16 protein-coding genes are annotated in these 20078 nt (G+C 65.6%); 7 read left to right on the top strand and 9 right to left on the bottom strand.

The genetic code is table 11. The annotated features are described in order from the left end of the window. Positions 1-15: 15 nt before the first annotated feature. Positions 16-2604 (bottom strand): DNA gyrase subunit B, encoded by a 2589-nt coding sequence (locus tag IT430_12200; protein MCC6908698.1) that lies wholly within the window; start codon positions 2602-2604, stop codon positions 16-18. A gap of 269 nt (positions 2605-2873) precedes the next feature. On the opposite strand from IT430_12200, the gene IT430_12195 reads away from it, so the two are divergent. Genes IT430_12195 through IT430_12180 form a run of 4 tightly spaced genes read left to right on the top strand, consistent with a single transcriptional unit; the run spans position 2874 to position 7414 of the window. Further along, positions 2874-3800: an alpha/beta fold hydrolase gene (locus IT430_12195; GenBank protein ID MCC6908697.1), complete on the top strand. Its 927-nt coding sequence runs from the start codon at positions 2874-2876 to the stop codon at positions 3798-3800. Positions 3801-3831: 31 nt separating this feature from the next. Next, entirely contained in the window at positions 3832-4536 is a 705-nt protein-coding gene (locus IT430_12190; protein MCC6908696.1) for a haloacid dehalogenase-like hydrolase, read from the top strand. A 14-nt stretch (positions 4537-4550) separates the two neighbouring features. Then, positions 4551-5435 carry an NAD(P)-dependent oxidoreductase gene (locus IT430_12185; protein MCC6908695.1) on the top strand — a complete coding sequence of 295 codons (885 nt, stop codon included), beginning with the start codon at positions 4551-4553 and terminating at the stop codon, positions 5433-5435. Next, the gene (locus IT430_12180) at positions 5432-7414 is read left to right on the top strand and encodes a hypothetical protein (protein MCC6908694.1); all 1983 of its coding nucleotides are present in this window, start codon (positions 5432-5434) and stop codon (positions 7412-7414) included. Before IT430_12185 ends, IT430_12180 begins: the two co-directional genes overlap by 4 nt. A 70-nt stretch (positions 7415-7484) precedes the next feature. Here IT430_12180 and rpsI read toward each other — a convergent pair whose 3' ends face one another. Then, a complete protein-coding gene (gene rpsI, locus IT430_12175; GenBank protein ID MCC6908693.1) occupies positions 7485-7970 on the bottom strand; it encodes a 30S ribosomal protein S9 in 486 nt (161 codons plus the stop codon). A gap of 35 nt (positions 7971-8005) precedes the next feature. Then, positions 8006-8440 (bottom strand): 50S ribosomal protein L13, encoded by a 435-nt coding sequence (gene rplM / locus IT430_12170; GenBank protein ID MCC6908692.1) that lies wholly within the window; start codon positions 8438-8440, stop codon positions 8006-8008. Between the two features lie 307 nt (positions 8441-8747). On the opposite strand from rplM, the gene IT430_12165 reads away from it, so the two are divergent. From IT430_12165 to IT430_12155, 3 genes are all read left to right on the top strand, one after another. After that, the gene (locus tag IT430_12165) at positions 8748-10082 is read left to right on the top strand and encodes a CPBP family intramembrane metalloprotease (protein MCC6908691.1); all 1335 of its coding nucleotides are present in this window, start codon (positions 8748-8750) and stop codon (positions 10080-10082) included. Positions 10083-10167: 85 nt separating this feature from the next. After that, entirely contained in the window at positions 10168-11964 is a 1797-nt protein-coding gene (tadA, locus tag IT430_12160; protein ID MCC6908690.1) for a Flp pilus assembly complex ATPase component TadA, read from the top strand. Between the two features lie 463 nt (positions 11965-12427). Then, the gene (locus IT430_12155) at positions 12428-12742 is read left to right on the top strand and encodes a hypothetical protein (protein ID MCC6908689.1); all 315 of its coding nucleotides are present in this window, start codon (positions 12428-12430) and stop codon (positions 12740-12742) included. Positions 12743-12757: 15 nt separating this feature from the next. On the opposite strand, the gene IT430_12150 is transcribed toward IT430_12155, so the two are convergent. The 6 genes from IT430_12150 to IT430_12125 form a co-directional block, all read right to left on the bottom strand. After that, positions 12758-13198 (bottom strand): ATP-binding protein, encoded by a 441-nt coding sequence (locus IT430_12150; protein MCC6908688.1) that lies wholly within the window; start codon positions 13196-13198, stop codon positions 12758-12760. A 48-nt stretch (positions 13199-13246) separates the two neighbouring features. Then, positions 13247-13606: an STAS domain-containing protein gene (locus tag IT430_12145; GenBank protein MCC6908687.1), complete on the bottom strand. Its 360-nt coding sequence runs from the start codon at positions 13604-13606 to the stop codon at positions 13247-13249. A 145-nt stretch (positions 13607-13751) separates the two neighbouring features. After that, positions 13752-17102 (bottom strand): hypothetical protein, encoded by a 3351-nt coding sequence (locus IT430_12140; protein MCC6908686.1) that lies wholly within the window; start codon positions 17100-17102, stop codon positions 13752-13754. A gap of 382 nt (positions 17103-17484) precedes the next feature. Continuing rightward, complete coding sequence (locus IT430_12135) at positions 17485-18063, bottom strand: NADH-quinone oxidoreductase subunit I (GenBank protein MCC6908685.1); 579 nt, start codon at positions 18061-18063, stop codon at positions 17485-17487. 128 nt (positions 18064-18191) lie between these two features. Then, entirely contained in the window at positions 18192-18956 is a 765-nt protein-coding gene (locus IT430_12130) for a hypothetical protein (GenBank protein MCC6908684.1), read from the bottom strand. An 85-nt stretch (positions 18957-19041) separates the two neighbouring features. After that, on the bottom strand, positions 19042-19971 hold the full coding sequence (locus tag IT430_12125; protein ID MCC6908683.1) for a phosphatidate cytidylyltransferase: 930 nt from the start codon (positions 19969-19971) through the stop codon (positions 19042-19044). Positions 19972-20078 lie beyond the last annotated feature (107 nt).

The following is a 20078-nucleotide window of genomic DNA, read 5'->3' as shown; positions in this document are numbered from 1 at the left end:
GTGCGGCCGGTGGGCTTACACGTCGAGGTTTTTGACTTCGAGCGCGTGCTCTTCGATGAACTCGCGGCGGGGCTCGACGGCTTCGCCCATGAGAATCGAGAAGAGTTCTTCTGCTTCCGAGACGACGTCCCACTTGACGCGCATGAGCCGGCGCCGCGACGGGTCCATCGTCGTTTCCCACAACTGCTCCGGTTCCATTTCGCCCAGGCCCTTGAATCGCTTGATCTCGATGCCCTGACGGCCGACTTCGAGCAGCGTGGCGAGGATGGACGGGATGTTGGGCGCCGAGTAGGTGACTTCCTTGTCGCCGGCTGCGTTCGTCGCCACCCACGCGTAGCGCGTGTCGAGCAGCGCGCCGGTGACGTCTTCCTCCTGCCGAAGCGAGTAGTCGTTGATGTCGATGTGATACTGCGCCAGCCGATCGAAGAGCACGCCAAGCTCCCGGTTCTCATGCAGTTCGCGGAAGTTCGCCGGCTGGGCCGGCGCGGCGTTTTCCGCTTCGGCCTGTTCTATGGCGGCGGGCGAAGGCTGGGCGTCGGCGTCCGGCAGGTCGTCGATGAAGAGTCCATTCTGTTCGAGCAGTTCGCGCGCCTGATGCTCGCTCCAGCAGAACGCCTCGCCACCTACCCACGTGAGCCGGTGCGTGGGCAGACGATTCTGGCCCAGCGGATCATTCGCCCGCGCCTCCAGCAGATCGTCAAACGTCACGCCGCGCCGCTCGACGATCCGGGCCAGTTCGCCCAGACGCGAAAGCAGCATGGTGACCGCGCGCGCGGTGTCGCCCTCGTGCCTGGCCACGGTTTCACCCTGATCATTGCGGACGACCAGCGAGGCGTGCGCGAGGGCCATGTCGATGAGCGTTGACTCAAGCCGCCGATCGTCAAGCACGTAGTTGCACTTCTTGCCGCGCGCGAGTTGGTAGAGCGGCGGCTGGGCAATGTAGATGTGACCCCGCCTGATGAGATCGGGCATCTGGCGGAAGAAGAACGTGAGCAGCAGCGTGCGGATGTGCGACCCGTCCACGTCGGCGTCGGTCATGATGATGATCTTGCCGTAGCGCAGTTGGGAGAGGTCGCAGTCCTCCCCGATGCCGCAGCGCAGGGCCTGGATGATCGTGCGGATTTCTTCGAACGCGAGGACTTTGTCGATGCGGGCCCGCTCGACGTTGAGAATCTTGCCGCGCAGCGGCAGGATTGCCTGGAATTCGGTCTCGCGGCCGCCCTTGGCCGAACCGCCTGCCGAGTCACCTTCGACGATGAACAGTTCAGACTTGTCTACGTCGGTGGTCGTGCAGTCGGCCAGTTTGGCCGGCAGGCCGCTCGACTCGAGCGCCGACTTGCGGCGCGTGAGTTCGCGAGCCTTGCGCGCCGCCTCCCGCGCCTGGGCGGCGATGACGCCCTTCTGGCAGATCCGCCGCGCATCGGCCGGGTGTTCTTCGAGCCACGCGCCGAAGCACTCGCCCACGAGTTGGCTCACCATACCCTCGGCGTCTACGGAAAGCAGCCGCTCCTTGGGCTGGTTGTTGAACTGCGGGTCCGGATGCTTGAGCGAGATGACCGCGACGATGCCTTCGCGCAGGTCTTCGCCGGACGGCGTGATGTCCTTGAGCAAGTTGTTCTTCCGGGCGTAATTGTTCAGCACGCGCGTGATGGCGTTCTTGAAGCCGGTCAGGTGCGTGCCCCCGCCGGGGTTGTGGATGTTGTTCGTAAACGCGAGCGTTGTTTCGTTGAACGAGTCGGTGTACTGCAGCGCCACCTCGCACGTCATCGGTTGGTCGGGATCGCTCGACTGGAAGTAGATCGGCACGCAGATGGGCGCACGGCTCTTGGCCAGTTGCGTCACGTAGGCGAGGATGCCGTCGTTGTAGTGGAACGTCTCATTGCGAGGCTTGCCATCCGGTCCGACGCGCTCGTCGGACAGTTTGATGATCAGGCCCGAATTGAGATACGCCAGTTCGCGCAGGCGCCGCTTGAGCGTTTCGAAGTCAAACTCGGTTTCGGGAAAGATGGTCGCGTCGGGCTTGAAGGTGACGCGCGTGCCGGAGATATCCTCGCCTGGCGGGAGCTGCTGCACGACGTGAAGCGGCGTGGTGACGACGCCGCGCTCAAAGCCGATGAGCTGCACCTTTCCGTCGCGGGTCACCTCGACATCCATCCACTCGGACAGCGCGTTGACGCAGGAGATGCCCACGCCGTGAAGGCCGCCGGACACCTTGTAGGCCTTGTGGTCGAACTTGCCCCCGGCGTGGAGGACCGTCATGACGATTTCGACGGCTGGCCGTCCGTTCAGCGCGGGGTTCTCGTGCTTCATCGGGCCGAGGGGAATGCCGCTGCCGTCATCGGTGACGGAGATCGACCCGTCGGCCTGGACGCTGACCTGGCAGGTCGTGGCGCGGCCCGCCATGACTTCGTCGATGGCGTTGTCCACCGCTTCCCAGACGAGGTGGTGCAGCGCGGCGAGGTCGGTCCCGCCGACGTACATGCCCGGGCGGCGGCGCACGGCGTCCAGGCCCTCGAGGACCTGGATGTCCTCCTCGCCGTAATGTCCGTGATTGCTCTTGAGCCGTTCTGGCGTGGCGGGAATATCGAGTTGATCGGGTTGCATCCCAGCCCCTTGTGCTAGGTCATCCGTGAAGTGAGGCGGTTGCGTCATGCGCTTGGGCAGCCGGCCAGGAGCCGCTGCCGGGAAGGGCCTCCGGGCCACCCATATGATAGGAAAATAGGCGGTAGAAATCGACTTTTGGCGCCCGGTTCGGCGGTAATCCGGACGATTGTTTTTCGGGTGAATCCGCCGCAAAAACGGGCCGAGTCCGGGCCTGAGAGCAGTGGCCCAGCCCGTGCAGCCGGAGCAGGATGGAAACCGCAGAATCTCTATTGCGACTGGCCGTTCTCCTGCTCATCGGGCTGGGCGTGCTGATTGTCCTTTTGGCCGCCGTGCTCGGCTGGGCCCTGACCCACCCGCCACGGGTTGGGGCGGGGGCGGCCGCGGCGCGCGGCTGGTATCTCGATCCAGCCGACGCCGGTCATGAGTTCACCGAATGGACGCTCGAAACCCGGGACGGCGTTCGCCTGCCCGTCTGGGAGGTCGTAAACCCGGGGCAGCCGGCCGGGCCGGTGGTCATTCTGTCGCACTGCTGGGGGGGGTCGCGGCGCGAGTCGTTGCAACGGCTCGGCTTCGTCCAAGGGCGCGCCTCGCGCATCATCATCTGGGACATGCGCGGCCACGGCGAGGCCGGGCCGGGCATCGCTCAACTGGGCACGGCGGAAATCGACGACCTGATCATGCTCATGGATCGCGTCGGCCCCGAGCGACCCTTCATCCTCTACGGCTATTCGATGGGCGCGGGGGTGTCGATCTGCGCCGCGGCCCGCGATGCTCAGCGAACCCGCGTGATTGGAGTGATAGCCGACGGCCCGTACCGTTGGACCCGCGAGCCCGTGCACGCGCTGCTGACGGTCAATGGCCTGCCGTCCTTCCCCATCCTGAACATCGTGCACCGCGCTTTGTGCGTGCTCATCCGCGGCCTGCGCAACTCGGAGCGAGCCCAGTTCGCCCGCCAACTCAGGTGCCCGCTGCTGGTATTGCACGGCGCCGATGACCCGGTGTGCCCGCTGAATTCGGCGCTGGAGGTCGCGCAGGCGGCGCCGGAGTCGGAGTTTGTGATCATCCCGGCGGCAGGGCATCTGAATCTCCACCAGACCGACGCCCGCCGCTACCAGGCGACGATCGACGACTTCATGCGCCGCTGCATGGATCGCGCCTCGGCTTGGCCGGCCCAAAGCGCGGCCCTCGATGCGTAACGCCGCGCGCGCGGCCGGCATACCCTCTGCCATGCTTGTGCTTTTTGACATAGACGGGACGCTCTATCACGGCGACGGCACCGGCCGCGCCGCCTTCATCGACGCCGGCCGTGAACTGTTCGGCGACCGCTTTCTGGACCACCGGTTCGACCTTTCCGGCAGGCTCGATCCCTGGATCTTCGGCCGATTCATGGAACTCAGCGGACTCGAACTCACGCCGGAGATCGACGCCACATTTCGCGACGCGTGCCACCGTCACTTGCGGCGCAGGATCGAGTCGGGCCGCCATAACGTGCGATCGCTTCCCGGCACGCTCGAACTCGTCGAGAGGCTCGGCAAGGCCCCGGGAGTGACCATCGGCCTGCTCACGGGCAACTGGGAGCCCAACGGGAGGCTGAAAGTCGATTCGGTCGGCTTCGATTCACGACAGTTTCGCATCTGCGCGTGGGGCGATGACGGCCCGACGCGAAACGACCTCCCGCCCGTCGCGCGCCAGCGCTACGTCGATACCTTCAGCCGGGACATCGAATTCGAACAGGTCGTCATCGTCGGCGACACAATCCATGACGTCGCCTGCGCCGCGGCTCACAACTGCCGATGCCTGGCCGTGTGCACGGGCGGCTGCACCGAGGCCCAACTGAGGCAGGCGGGAGCGACGACGATCATGACCGATCTCTCCGACTGCAACGCCGTGCTCGGCTGGCTGCTCGACTCCAGGCAGGCGGTGCCGTCATGAGCGAAAACGGAGGCGTGCGAACGATCGGCTGGATCGGCACAGGCGTCATGGGCGCGTCGATGGCGGGGCGGCTGCTGGATGCGGGATTCCGGCTTCGCGTTTTCAACCGCACGCGCGCGAAGGCGCAGCCGCTGCTCGATCGCGGCGCTCAGTGGGCGGAGACGCCAGCGCAAGCGGCGCACGGCGCCGATGTCGCCGCCATGATCGTCGGCTACCCGCACGACGTGGAGGAAGTGATCCTCGGCGAAACGGGCGTTCTCGCGGCGTCGCAGCCTCCTCGCATCCTCATCGACTTCACCACGAGCAGCCCTGATCTCGCGCAGCGCATTTGGCGCGAAGCGGCGGGCCGCGGCGTCGCGGCGCTGGACGCTCCCGTCTCTGGAGGCGACGTCGGCGCGAAGGGCGGCACGCTGTCGATCATGCTCGGCGGCGACGCGGCGGCGCTCGAGTCGTTGCGGCCGATGCTCGAACACCTCGGAAAGAAGATCACGCTCATGGGCGGGCCGGGCGCGGGACAGCACACGAAGATGGTCAATCAGATCCTCATCGCCACGATGATGATCGGCGTGTGCGAGGGCCTCATCTATGCGCACGGCGCAGGCCTTGATCCGTTGCGCGTGATCGAGGCGGTCGGCAGTGGGGCGGCCGGGTCGTGGTCGATCAACAACCTCGGGCCGCGCATCGCGCACCGCGATTTTGCACCGGGCTTCTACGTCGAGCACTTTCTCAAGGACATGGGAATCGCGCTGGGCGAAGCGAGACGGATGAACCTCGCGCTGCCCGGCCTGGCGCTGGCCGAGCAGTTGTATCAGTCAGTGCGAGCGCAAGGACACGCCCGCGGCGGCACGCAGGCGCTGATGCTCGCGCTCGAGAGCCTGTCAGCCGTCAGGCACCCATGAACCACCCACGGTCAAGGCCGCTGACGCTTTGGCTGCTGCTCATCAGCGCCGCACTTGCGGCGTCAGTCGAGAGCATAACTCATGCTCAGACGTTGCGGCTGGGCGATCCGGAGGCGCCCGCCGCAGCAGAACTGACCATCAGCCGGTTGCAGGCGCGCCGTCTGCGCGAGGAGGCGGCCCAGTGGCGGTCTCGCGCGGATTCATCGCCCGAGCCGGAGGCGTCGGCGCGGCTCGCCAGGGCGCAGTGGCGTGAAGTCGCAGCCGTATTGCTGGATCAGCCAGATCCGCTCGCCAGTGCCGATCTCGTGCTCCGCGGCTGGGCGATGTGGGAATCTGCCGATGCGATTGACCAGGCCGTGCAGGCCGCGGCCGGGCCGTTCGCTTCCGCTCACCGGCCGGTCTCCCCGGCCGAGTGCGCCCGCGTTCTCGAATCATTGATCGGCGTGCTGACGATGGCCGACTCGGGCTGGCTGCCGGCTGGCGTCGGCGCCGGCGAGCGCTTTGCGCACGCCGAAGCGATCGCCGCCGGCGATGCGGATCTTGCATCGGTGCACGACGAGTTGATCCGGCTCAGGTTGTTGAGCGAACAGGTTGAGTCTCGCCTCGCCGCCAACGCCGCTCTTGACTCCTGCATCGGGTTCGTCGAGATCGTCGAGCACCTCGACCAGACGGCATGGATTGGCGCCGTCTGGAAGCAGAACCGCCAGCATGCACTGGCGCAGTGCGTCGAACTGCTGGTTCACCCGCGGGACGGGCGCGTGCAGATTGACAGCCGGATCGTCTGCATCGAGCAGTGCGTGCGCCGGATGGATGCGCTGCTCGGGCTTGGACCGGCCGATCGTCCGCGGCTGGACGCACACCGCGAGGCGCTGCTGCGGTGGATGAACGATGCGCTGCTTACGGGGCGCGAGCGCCCGTGGCCGCTGCTCATCAGCGCTCTGGATGCGATGCTCAGCCGGCGCCGGCAGCAAAGCGCTCCGACGCAGCGAGAACTTCGAGCGGCCAGCGCTGCGCTCGACCGCCAGAGCGACGCCATCGAGCGTCGAATGGGCGAACTGCTCGCCAGTGGAACGTTCGACGGCCCTGCAAGCGATCCGAACTGGGCCACGCTGATCGGTCAGCACCGCCGCAACACGGAACTGCAGCAGGTGCTGCTGGACCTGCCCGGCGCCGTCGAGCGCCTCGCCGAGTACGACCGCCGGGCGACGGCGGCGCTGTGGCCGCACCTCCTGCAGGATGCGAGGCAGATTGAGGATCCGCTCGCCCGGGATCGCTTCACTCAGGCCGCCGAGTTGCTGGTTCGATTCGATACGCGCCATCACGACCTGCCGGGCGAGGCTGACTGGCGCTCCAGCGCCACGCCAATCAGTGAGATCGTCGGAGACTCGCGGCGCGGGGCCCTGGCGCGGCTCGATTCCGTGCGGCGGCTGCGTGCGGCGGAACTCATCGCCGGCAGCGCCGAGTCGAGCGCATCCGAAGAACTCGAGTCGTGGCGAGATGTGTTTCGACTCGTGGAACTGTGGCGCCGACTCGCTTCATCTGAGGAGGTCGAGCACGCGCTCAACCGGCGAGGCGATGCGCTGCTGCCCGCCGGCTTCGTGGGCGCCCAGCGGCGGCGCCTCGAATCCGCCGTTGAGCGCGCCCTGGCATTATCGCAGGGGGGCACCTCATTCGTGCGGGCTGTCGAAGAGGCTCGGCGACAGAGCGCGGGCGCCGTGATCGCGGACGCACTCGCGCAAGTGCCGGCCGGCCAGACGTCCGATGCGCCACGCGCCCTCGCGCCGCTGCTGGCGGCTGCCAGAAGCATCCAGACGAGTGGGATCGACTCCGGTCAGCGCCGCGTGATGCAGTGGTGCGTGCTGCAGTTCGAGGTTGCCCGCCGCACAGATGCCGACGGCCCTGCGCCGAGACCGGCGGTTGAATACGCACAATACCTCGGCGAGCGCCTCGCGCACGGCGAGTGGACCAGAACGCCGTAGAAAAGCACAGCGATCCGAGGCGTGGGCCCCGGATCGCCGGTGTTGGATGCAGTCGGGTGCTGTCCGTGATTCAGCGCTTGGAGAACTGGAATCGTCGGCGAGCGCCGGCCTGACCGTATTTCTTGCGTTCAACCTCGCGCGGGTCGCGCGTGAGGTAGTTATTCTCGCGGAGGATCGGCTCGACGTTGGCGTCGTAGACGCGCAGGGCGCGGGCGAGGCCGAGGCGGATGGCGCCGGCCTGTCCCATGTATCCGCCGCCCTTGGTGGTTACCTGCACTTCAAGTTTGCCGAGCATGTCCGTGGACTTGAGCGGCGCGACCACGTCGCCGCGATCCCGCTCTTCGGTGAAGTACTCGTTCACATCGCGCCCGTTCACCTTGAACGTGCCGTCGCCGGGGCGGATGCGCACGCGGGCGATGGCGGTCTTGCGCCGTCCGGTGCCCCACCACCAGCCGAACTTCTGCGCTTCGGGGCCATGCTTGAAGGTGACGACTTGCGGCGCGGGCGCCGGGGCGGCTGTCGAAGGGATGCCAAGACCTGTGGTCGTTTGAGTCATGTTGATGCGCTCTATGAGTGGTGAAACGCCGTCGCTCAGATGGACATGGCGGCCGGCTGTTGTGCATGGTGGGGGTGTTCCGGGCCGCGATAGACCTTCAACTTCTTGGCCATGCGGCGACCGAGCCGGCCCTTGGGAAGCATGCGCTTCACGGCCCGCTCGACGACCGATTCGGGTTGCGTACGGATGAGTTCGCCGTAGTTGCGCACGCGCAGCCCGCCGGGGTACCCGGAGTAGTCGGTGCGGAGGCGCTGCTCAGCCTTGCGGCCGGTGAGAACGATCTTCTCGGCGTTGGTCACGACGATGTAGTCGCCCGAGTCGATGTGAGCCGTGTAGCCGGGCTTGTGCTTGCCCTGCAGGACCGTGGCGAGCCGCGCCGCCAGCCGGCCGAGCACCTGTCCGTCGGCATCGACGTGGTGCCAGTTGGTCTTGATCTCGCCCGTCTTGGCGATGTACGTTTGCCGTGGCATAAGACTGATCCTTGGGTGCAGAAAGCCTGCCGTCCGGGGCCCGGGAGCCCGAAACGGTGAGACGGGAAGCATAGCGCTTCCGCCCGCACCGTCAACGGCTTGGCACGAGCCCGCCGCAGCGCGAAGGGCATCCCGCCTCCCGTCCTCCCGGGGCGGATGGGGTACCATTGGCTCCGTGCCCGAGTCCGCTGAAACCCGCCCCGACGCTTCGCCGGACGGCTCCAACCCCTGGATGGCCGCGGCGGCGGCCCGCCATGAATGGAGAGGTCCTAGGCCCTCCGTAGCCGCCGGGTGGATTGCCATCCTCGTGGCCGTCGTCGGACTGTTCGGGCTGGCCCAACTGGAGCGATCGAACCCTCCCGCAGCGGACCCGCTCGCCGGCGACGCCTTGTTCGAAATGCAGGCCAAGGTGCTCTACGCGGCAGATGCGCTCGGCGGGGATTCGGGCCTGGTCCAGGCCCGAACGTTCATGACGCTGGCTCAGCCGCTGGGAATGGCCTGGCGCGTCGCAGCGCTTCTGGCGGGGATGGAGCCGCACGATTCGCCCGATCGCGAAGGGATCCTCTCCTTCGTCCAGACGTACGACGACCAGGCGGCAGCGCTGGGCGGCGACGCCGAACTTCTGCACGAAGCAGTCAAGACCGCTCTGCGCGATCCGGATCAACTCGATCCGCGCCAGCGGCAGATGGTGATCGATCACCTCGGGTGGTTCGGCGATCTGCTGCTCGCGCACAGCGCAGGCTCGCAACATCCGCATCGCATCGCCGCCGAACACGAGGCCTTTCGCGTGATGTGGATCGGCGTCGGCGTGTTTTTCGGCGCCGTGCTCCTGCTGCTCGCCGGCAGCGTGCTGTTCTTCTGGAAACTCGTCACTCATGTCATTCGATATGGCGAACTTCGCATCGTCATGCACCAGATGCACGCGCCTCCGGCGATCTACCTTGAAGCCGTTGCCGCCTACCTGCTGCTCGCGTTCATACTGCCGGTGGGCGTCGGCCTCATTCCCGGGGCGGCCGATTCGATCGCGCTGAGCATGGCGCTGCTGGCTTTTGCATCTATAGCCGGCGTGGCGTGGCCGTTTGTTCGGCACCGCTCGGCGCGGGAAGTGGCCAGCGATCTGGGCCTGACGCGCGGGCGCGGCGTGTGGCGGGAGATCGGGGCGGGAATCATCGGCTACGTCGCCGCATCGCCGGTCTTCTTCGTGGGAGTGCTTGTGACCATCGGCGTCATGACGCTGTACGTCTCTCTGGCGAGGCAATTCGGGTGGGACCTTGATGCCGAGGGCCCCGTGGCGCCGCACCCCGTCGTGCAGTGGATCGCCCATGGACCGCTCTATGCCCGTCTCGGCGTGCTGTTGCTCGCGGCCGGCTTCGCGCCGCTCTTTGAGGAGATCATGTTCCGCGGCGCCCTGCTGGGCGGGGCGGCCCGCACCATCGGCCTGGCCGCCGGCATTCTCGTCATGGCGTTTATTTTCGCCGCCATACACCCGCAGGGCTGGCTGGCCATTCCCGCCCTGATGTCGCTGGCGATCGCCTTTGCACTTATCCGCATCTGGCGGCGCGGCTCGCTGATCGCCTGCATGACCGCGCACGCTGTGCATAATGGCTTTCTCGTGCTGCTTATGATCGTCCTCTTCGGATAGGGGAGGGCTTCCTTCTACCATCCGGGCTCGCGGGAGCGTAGACTGCTGGCGCGCACGCGCGCCGGTTCAGGACGGATCCACCCGCATGTCGACGCCTTATCTCGAAATCGATGTGGACGGCGAGAGCCGTCGCCTCAACTTCGACGGGCGGGCGATCACCATCGGCCGGCATCCCGACAACGTCGTTCCCATCGACGACGACCGCGCGAGCCGGTTCCATTGCGTTATCGAGCCCGGCGACAGCGGGTACGTCGTCCGCGACCTCGACTCGCGCAACGGCACCAAAGTCAACGAACGGGCGATGCAACGCGCCGCTCTGCGCAGCGGCGATGTCGTGCGCATCGGCAAGACGCGATTTCGCTTCGTCGATCCTGACACCGAGGTGCTTGACCTTCCCGACGCCGAGCGCGAGATCGAAAGCATCCGCCGCTCGCCGAAACTGCACCGGCCCACGAGCGGCGGCGAGCCGCAGGAGCGCGTGGCGCTGCTGGGCGGAGGCGAAGAGATCGACTACAACGCGCTGCTCGCCGGTCTGGCGGCGCCGCCTGAGGGCCCCGACAATCGAGCCTACGAGAGCGTCCTGCGCGACCTGGCGCGCAGTGCGCATCGGCCGGAGGCCGATCGCCGCGACGTCGAGTTCATCGGCGCTTCCGGTCGGTTGCTTCGTGCCGCGGATCAGGAGCCTGAGCGCAAGGCGGCGCGCAAAGGAGAGGCCGAGACCAACAGCCGCGGCGGCGTGAACCTGTTGCGCCTGCTGCTGCTGGCCGCCGAGCAGGTCGCCGCGACCGATCTGCACGTCGAGCCGCGCACCGACGACTTCCTCTGCCGCCTGCGCGTGGACGGCACGATGGTGGACGCCGTCACGCTGCCCAAAGCAATGGCCGCCAAGCTCGTCGGAGTCGTCAAGGTGCTCAGCGACATTGATATTGCCCAGCGACTCATCGTTCAGGAAGGGCACTTTTCCAGCCGGCTCGATGGTCGCCGCATCGACTATCGTGTGAGTTTCACTCCCTCGATGTTCGGCCAGAAGCTGGTCCTGCGCATCCTCGATCTCGCCAACGCGCCGCAGTTCATTACCGACCTCAACCTGCCCGGCTGGATGGCTGAGAAGGTCAAGCGCATCAGCCGGCAGGATTCGGGCATGCTGCTGGCCTGCGGTCCCACCGGCTCGGGCAAGACCACCACGCTCTACGCCGTGTTGCGCGAGATCGACGCCCGGCAGCGCAACGTCATCACCATCGAAGATCCCGTCGAGTATCACCTCGAAGGCGTGACGCAGATCCCCATCGACCAGCACAAGGGCAACACCTTTGGCATGCTGCTGCGATCGGTGCTGCGACAGGATCCGGATGTCATTCTGCTCGGCGAAGTCCGCGACCAGGAGACGGCCGCGATCGCCATGCAGGCCGCGATGACCGGACACCTGCTGCTCTCGACGCTGCACGCCAAGGATTCGATCGGCACGATCTTCCGCCTGCTCGACCTGGGCGTCGAGCCATACCTCGTCGCATCAAGCCTCAATCTCATTCTGGCCCAGCGGCTGATCCGGCAGTTGTGCCCGGTGTGCCGCTCGGAGCGCCGGCCGACGCCCCAGCAGACGCTGCGCATGGGCCGCTTTGTCGAGGGCGTGAGCCAGATCTACTACCCCGTGGGCTGTTCGCGCTGCTTCGAGACGGGCTACGCCGGACGGCGGGCGCTGTTTGAGTTGCTCGTCATGACCGACGATTTGCGCGACATTATCCTCAAGCGTGCGACGATTGCCGACATCCGCGAGGCGCTCCAGCTGACGATGTTCACGACCCTGGCGCAGGCCGGGTACCAACTCGTGGCCGACGGCATCACTTCGGTGGATGAGGTTGAGCGCGTCGCCGGCGTGGAGTGAGGCCCGGTTTCGGGCGCCGCATCTTCGCAGGCCGCGCGCGAGCCGATGTGTCCGGCGAGCCTTCCGCCAAAAAAACCGCCTCGCCGATGTTTTACCACCAGCGAGACGGGCACAGGGAAACTCCGCAGCACTTGATGTCTCAGCAGGCAGGCATTGCACCGACCAGCCGGACGGCTGCGGAAATTCGAACATACTCGGGGCAAAGCAGCCACTGCCCACCCGGGAGTCGGGTGCCGCATCGGCTGATCCGCCCAATCACCGGACGCCTGACGCTTCAAGCATAACTCAAAAAACCCCTGATTGTCAACTGAATCCCCCAAGATTGATGCAGACAGCCGATTTTGTGCCTTCCGGCCCCGCCGGGGGCTCTGGATGTGGACCCGTCCGCCCGGGCGGCTAAACTCCGCGTCTCGCACGATCAAGCCCGCTTTGGCCCGAAATGACCGGCCCAGGATTCCCGACCATGCCCAACGCACCCAAGCCCGGATCGCAGATCACCCTGAGCATCACGAAGGCGCCGACCCGGCCGGACGACATCGACACCCTCCGTCGGCTCATGCGCATGGACCGCCGGATCCAGTCAGTTCTCGACGATGCCCGGCTGGCCCGCGAGCGCACGACCAAGGTTCACCAGCGCGGCGGCCGCGACTGGGCTGTGCGCCAGAGCCCGCCCAAGTTTGTGCACCCCCAAGTCGGCGCCACCTGGCAACTCCAGTACCGGCCGCAGATCGCGCCCGATCTGGCGTCCGTCGCCGAGTTCATCTCCATTCAGTCCTGACGCGCGGGCTCAGGCTCACGGATTCTCGAGCACCAGCCGCACCGTGCTGCCCGGCGGTTCGTATTCCACGCGCGTCATGTACGCGCGCATGAGCAGCAGGCCACGGCCGCTGGTGCATTCAAGGTTTTCATCCAGCGTCGGGTCGATCACCGCTTGCGGGTCAAACCCCTCACCTTCGTCGGTGATGCGCAGGTACACGCGCTGCGGATCGACGTGGAAGGCCACCTCGATTCGACCATCGGGGCGGTTGTGATTGCCGTGGTGGATCGCGTTGCTGATTGCTTCTTCCCACGCCAGCCTCAAGGCGAACCGAGCCGCTTCGTGATAGCCGCCGGTGGTCATGGCCTCCAGCACGCGCTCGCAGACGCTCTCAGTCTCCGCCCGCTCATGGCCGACGGCAAACACCTGGGCGCCCGGCGGATCGCGGCCTTCTGTGGCTTGCTGCGTGTTGGCCATTGACGGCGCGACCTCTCTGGCTGGGGACCGGAGGCTCGTCGGGCGGCCTCAGCTGAAACTCGCCAGGGCTTCGCGCGCCGTGGGCTGGATCTGAAACAGCCGATCGAGGCGCGTGATCCGGAACACCTCGATGATCTGGTCGTTGATATCGGCGAGGCGCAACTGCCCGTCTTTGCTCTTGATCTTGCTGTTGATCGTGATGAGGGCGCCCAGCGCGGCGGAGGACAGGTGATCGACGTTGGCGAAACTGATGAGCAGTTTGGGGTTCGGGTCCTCATTGACGATGGCGCCGATTTCCTCGCCGATCTGCGCAATGTTGCCTTCATCGAGGATGTTCCGATCGACGAACTCGACGATGGTAATCTGGTCCTGTTTCCTAATGCGTAAACGCGATTCCGGTGCGCTCATCGGACGGGTGCTCCTGTCGTTGCGGGGCTCCAGCGTAGGGCCGGCGGCAAAGCGTAGTCAAGACGCGGCGCGAAAGCGTCGGCCCAATAGAATCGGGCGGCGGGAAACCCGCCGCCCGAATGCGATCTCAGTAATCCGCCCGGCGTCAGAAGGAGTTGCTGAACCCGCCAAGCTGGTCCTGCAGACCGGGATAGAGCAGTTCTTCGTTCTCCTGCTGGATGATGATCGTCGGCTTGAGCAGGATGAGCAGCGTCTTCTCCTCCACCGAGTCGATGCGGTTGGTGAAGAAGCGGTTGATGATGGGAATCTTGGACAGTACCGGCACGCCGGTTTCCACCTGGATGTCGTTGCGGATCGACTGCCCACCGAGCAGGATCGTGCCGCGATCAGGCACGCTGACGGTGGTGTTGACCGCCGACACCTGGGTGATGGGCGACTGCAACTGACCCGTCTGCGACAGCACGTCGTTCGGATCGCCCGAGTTGAGCACCTGGCCGCCGACCACGATCGGAATGGAGGTATTGGTGATGTCCACGATGTCGGCCAGGCTCGTCAGGACGGTCAGCGTCACATAGCGGCGGTCCGCCGACACGGTGCCCTCGACGTCGAGCACCACGCCTTCGTTGGCGGCCGTCAGGTCCGGATCGAGACCCGCCGACGAGTCGCCGACCACCGGCTGCAGGTCGGAGACGAAGAAGCGGCTGGTCGTCACCTGCACGAAGGCTCGCTGGCCGTTGAAGAAGGTCAGTTTGGGCGAAGTCAACTGAATGTTGCGCCGGTCGGCCTGGGTCGCCTGAATGAGCAGGTCCACCTGCAGGTCGTTGAGGAAGGAGATGCCGTAGCTGAACGCCGGATTGCCGGCGATGACGTCGGCCGCCATGCTGTCGCCGCCGGGGTTGAAGATGCTGCGCGCAATGTCCAGCGTGTTGTTCTGAGCAGCCGACGGCGACCACGTGGAGCGAGGGAGATTCTGAATGGGCCCGAACTGGATCTCAATGGTTTCGCGGCCGTTGTTGATTTCACCCGTCGGCACAAAGTTCAGGCTTCCGAACTGCCGCTGCGGGAACGGCGACAGGTTGCCGGTCTGCAGACTTCGGAACATGTCGATGGGGTACAGATTCGGATCGATTTTCGACGCCTGGTTGTACTCATCGCCGCCGAAGTAGATGTCCAGGTCGATGCCGACCTGCTCGAAGTAGTCTTCGTTGACGATGAGGAAGCGCGAATCGACGTTGATCTGGATCGACCGGATCTCGCGGAGTTTGGTGAGCAGATCGGAAATCTGCCGGTGATTCGAGGCGGTGGTCTTGATGATCAGGTTCGAGTCGATGGACTGGATCGTGCCGACGTCGCCGCCGTTGATCTGCCACGAACCGCTGTCCACCGTGGTCGTGATGACTTCGCGGATCTTTTCGAGCAGTTCCTCGCGCTTGTCCCGGCCGCGGTCGTACTTCTCGACTTCGTCCGAGCCGAACAGAGCCGCCTTGAGGCCCTGGTCACGCTGGTTCCGCTTTTCAAGTTTGGATTCGAGATCGAAACTCTTGGCATTGTCGAAGTGTGGGACGTTGACGAGCAGATCGCCAATCGGGTAGAGGTGCGTGATCGGGTTGGCGGCGAGTTTTTCCTTCGTCGAGATCGTCAGAATGCCGTCGCGCACGTCGTAGCGCGGCTGGGTGGAGGCGTCACCGAGTTGGGCCAGCGTGCGCTCGAGCACCACCTGCAGGTTCACCTGATCGTTGAGGCGCAGGTTGATGGGCATATTGCGGTCGATGAAGTTCTGCTCGAGCGATTTCCAATCGACGTCCACGTTGATGTTGGCCACCTGCTCGATCCAGTCGATGACGTCGCCGACCGGCGTGCCGCGGAACTCGACGTTGGCCCGCTGCCGCGCCAGGGCGTTGTAGACCCGGCGGTCGGCCTCGCTGTCGTTGTACGCAAAGTCGCTACGGCGGAGGCTCAGCGCCGGCCAGTCCAGCGGATATTCGACGATGTCGTTGGAGATGAGCGTTGCTTCGAGCAGGTTGAGTGAATTGGTCGACGAGCGAATCGCCTGGTCGCGGTTCAGTTCATCCCAGCGGCGCAGGTTGCGCAGGTCTTCGAGCGTGTCGCGGAGGATGAGGCCGGCAGGGTTGCCCGGATCCTCGAAGAGCAGCGTGCGGACTTCGAGCAGCGCTTCGTCGTAGCGCTGGGCCGCCTGCAGCTTGCGAATCGAGAGCAGGCGCTCGGCGATCTTCTGCTGGCGCTCCATTTCGATGCGGCGCTGATTTTCCTGTTGGGCTATCTGGGCCTCCAGTGCCGTCTCCTGAATATCGCGCAGCTCCGTTTCGCGGCGGGCCGTTTCGATGTTCTGGGCCAGATCGAGGGCGCGGTTGCGCAGGTCTTCGCGCTCTTGGCTGGCAAGCACGGCCCGGCCTTCGTCGACGCGGATCTTGGCCTGGGTGACGAGGCTGTTGGCCATCGAGAAATCGCCCTGGGCCAGCGCCTGCCGCGCCTGCTCCATCAGGTTGTTGAACTCGGCGATCAACTGATCGTGCTGAATCTTCGTCGTCTGCGTCACGTCGCGCAGCGGCCCGCCCTGATTGAGCATGTCCTGGGCGTTCTGCAGGCCCTGTCTGGCCGCCTCGTTGTCGGGCTGCACGGCGAGCACGCGCTTGAAGAGTTCTTCGGCGGCGGCGTAGTTGCCGGCGGCGTACGCCTGCTGGGCCTGATCGAGATTGATCTTCGCCTGCGCCTGCTGCGCCTGGTAGATCAGATCATCGGTGCGGTTGTCATCCTGCGCCGGCTCCTGAACCGGTTCTTCGGCGGGCTCCTGCGGCTCGGTCGCGGGTTCCTCGGGCGGCTGGTCCTGCATGACGCCGGCGTTGACGACCGGCGTAGTGAACCGGCCGCGCTGCGCTTCGAGCGAAGTCAGATCGGCGATGTAGCGGCTCAGGTCGGTCTGCTGATCGAGATCGAGCTGCACGCCGGAGTTGTACACGAAGTTGAGGCCGGCCTTGGCCTGGCCGTAGTTGCCCGCGTCGAAGTCGGACATCGCCTTCTGCAGCACCATGGTGATTCGCGGCGCGAGTTGCTCCTGCGCGGTCTTGACGTCGCCGAGCATGGCCGCCGCCTGGGACTTCTGCTCGACCGAGGCCGAGTCGAGTTTGCGGATGGCTTCGAGGTGCGACGTGGCGGTGCGGTAGTCCTGGCTCGACATCGCGAGTTGCGCCTTCATCAGGCGCAGTTCCGACTCGGGCATCTGGCGCAGGCGATTGTCGATCTCATCAATGGTGGCGAGCAACTGCTGGCGCTTGGCGCGTTCGAGTTGCGTGAGATCGACGCGAAGCAGCAGTTCCCTTGCTTCGAGCACGCGATCCTGCAGGTACAGGTTGCTGCCTTCGGTAAACAGTTCATCGGCAGTCGGCTGCGGCGGGGTCGCCAGCGCGGTGGACCCGACGAACATCGAAAGGCCAAGCGTGCACAGACGAAGCCAGTGGGGGGTGCTCTGCTGATTCATAGTGGCTGATGTCCCTTCAGTGGTGGTCCCGTCAGGTTCGCCCGTCGAAAGCGACTGGACGCGGACCGAACTCTTTGCTGCGAGGCAACGGCGAAAACCGATCGCGACCCTGACCCGGGTCGTGATCTCCAACTCTTCTCCTCAACACGGGACGGCGCTGCGACCGAAGCACCCACCCCGTTTGCGGACGAAAGGCTACCACCTTCAAGGCTGGGATGCAAGTCCTTAGTCGCACAGGTTTCCGGATGGACCCGCGGGCCGGTCTGTGCGCAAAGCGCGCGCTTTTCGCTGATTTTTGCCGCCGCCGCTTCCCGCTCGGCGCGGCCCCCGGCCGGAGCGCAGGAAAAAGCGCGGCGGCGCCGGGTCGGTCGGGAGGGGCTGTTTAAAGCTCGGGGATGTCCGCCTCGGTGGTGGCGATCTCGCCGCGCTCAAGCCGCGCCTTCTCGCTGGCCACCCAGGGGATGGTGGGGGCGTTGCGCTCCATCCAGAGAGGCATCGGCGTGCGAAGGCCCTTTTTGTCGAGTTCGGCGAACTCGACGATCATGTCGTCGCGCGAGTAGGCGGACAGGTCGTGGTTCTTGCCCATGTGGATGCAATCCGTGGGGCAGGGCTCGGTGCACAGGCCGCAGAACATGCACTTCTGATAGTCGATGGCGTAGCGGAGCAGGTCGCCGCCCGTGGCCGTGCCCGTCTTCTTGTCGATCTTGCGGGGGGCGGACTTGTCGATGTAGATGCAGTCCACGGGGCAGGCCTTGGCGCACATGTCGCAGGCGATGCACTTTTCCGCTTCGAACTCGTGAATGCCGCGGTAGCGCGGGGCGAAACTGATGCGCTCAAAGGGGTACTGGATGGTGACGACCGGGCTGAAGCAGTACTTGATCGTGATGCGCATCCCGATGAGGATGCTCTTCATCATCTGGTACATGCTGGTGAAGTAGCCCTCGTGGGCAACGGTGGACATCTCGTGCGTCTCCGCGGTGCTCAAAGTCGGCGCCGGTGTCAGCGCCGGGTCAGTTCAAATGCAGCCCATGATAGCGTCAAAGGCGCCGCCTGGTGAGTCGGGCCGCAGGCCGATTCGGTCGCGCGGCTTCAGGATCGACCCGCGAAGCGCCGGTCGAATTCGCCCCGCAGTTCCTCGGACAAGTACAGAATGCGGCGGCAGGAAGGGCAGTTCGCCGTGGTGGCGCGGCTGAGCAGCACGCTGACCACTTCCACCGGGACCGTCATGTTGCACGCGCCGCAGCAGTACTCCTGACGCCGGCGATCCTCTTCGATGATCTCCGCCATCGCTTCGCCTTCGTTACGCCGCGCCAACTGCTCGAACTCGGCCATGGCTTCGGCGGGCACGGCGGCGGCGGCCTGAGTACGCCTCGACTTCAGTTCTTCGAGCCGACTGGCGATCTCGCCCTTTTCCGAGTCGAGTTGCTGGGCAGCCACGTCGTGAACCTTGCGCCGCTGCTCGATCTCGGCTTCGATTTCCGCGATCTGCGCGTTCATCGCGTCCACCTTGCTCAGCGATTCGATCGCCTCGGTTTCGATGCGCTCGCGGTCGGCCTTGACGGTGTTGAGTTCGGTGAGGACGGCTTTGTATTCCTTGGCCGACTGGGCTTCGTTCATGCGCTTGCGAAGTTCTTCGATGCGCTGGTCGAGGCCCTTGACGTCGGTTTCGAGGTTGGCGGCGGTGGCGGAGAGCTGCCTCGCCTGCGTCTGGGCGGCGCTGCGGCGGGATTCGAGTTCGGTCAGTTGCCGCTGCTGCGCTTCGTAGTAGCGGCGGGCGGCGTTTACGCGTGTGGTCAAACCCTGAATCTGCTGATCAATCCGATAGAGGCTCAGGAGTTTGTCCGTGATCGACATCGTTTGCGGCTCCGCGACTTCCATATGGGGATAATAGCCGCCCCGCCCGCTGGGCATCGGAAACATGTTCCGCCGAGCCCGGATTTCAGCGGTTGGCCAGAGTCAGCAGCCAATAGGCCACCGGCCCGGCAAGCAGCGGCGAGTCGATGACATCGAGCACCCCTCCGAAGCCCGGCAGCAGGCTCGATGAGTCTTTGATCCCCGCGTCGCGTTTGAGCAGGCTGGCGATGAGATCGCCCGCCTGTCCCACCAGCGCCAGCGCCGCCCCGCCCAGGGCCGCCTCGACGGGGCCGAAGGCAAAGTCGTACGCCGGGCCGTTGCCGACGATCGCGGGTTCGATCGAACGGCCCCACCACGCGAGCAGCGAGGCGGCGATCACCGAAAGCGCCACTCCGCCGGCAAGTCCTTCCCACGTCTTGCCGGGGCTGAGCCAGACGATGAGTTTGTGGCGGCCGATGGTCCGGCCCGTGAAATAGGCGCCGATATCGCAGCACTTGGTGATCACGATAATGGCGGCGACGACCCAGGCCGACTCCCACCGGCGGATCGCGATGAGGAAGCCGAACATGAACCCGAGGTAGATCATGGCGAACATCGTGCCGCCTGCCGCCGCCACCACGCCCTCGACGCGGCGTTCGCGGCTGTGGTACACGAGCGAGCCGATGAACATGGCGACCATGATCGTGCCCACGATGGCGACCGCTTGCGCGGCGTTCGCGGTGTAGGGCATGGCGAAGTGGATGATCAGGCCGAGTTCGGCGGCGGCGCAGTTGAGCCAGGTCCGGGACCGGATGTCGTTGGCCCGCAGAATCTGCGTCAGTTCCCACGCCGCGATCGGCACGATCGCCAGGCACAGCGCGAACAGCGCCAGGCCAGAGGGCAGGTACTGGCGGTCATTGAACAGTTCGCTCCAGAATCCGCTCAGCGCGATGCGATCGAGCCGGTCGTCGGCCCAGAAAACGAACCCGACCAGCACGATGAACAGCGACCCGAAGATGATTCGGTATCGGAGCAAGGGCAAAGGATAGCGGGGGCCTGAGGAGCGTCGCCCCGCGGAGTGCCCCGGAGGGAGGCGGTTGGCGGCGCATCGTTTTTTGCGGAAATCAGAGCTTTCAGGACAGG

Source organism: Phycisphaerales bacterium, from assembly GCA_020852515.1.
Classification (GTDB): domain Bacteria; phylum Planctomycetota; class Phycisphaerae; order Phycisphaerales; family UBA5793; genus UBA5793.
Note: the sequence above shows the minus strand (reverse complement) of the source record. Positions and strands in the feature narration are given on the sequence as shown.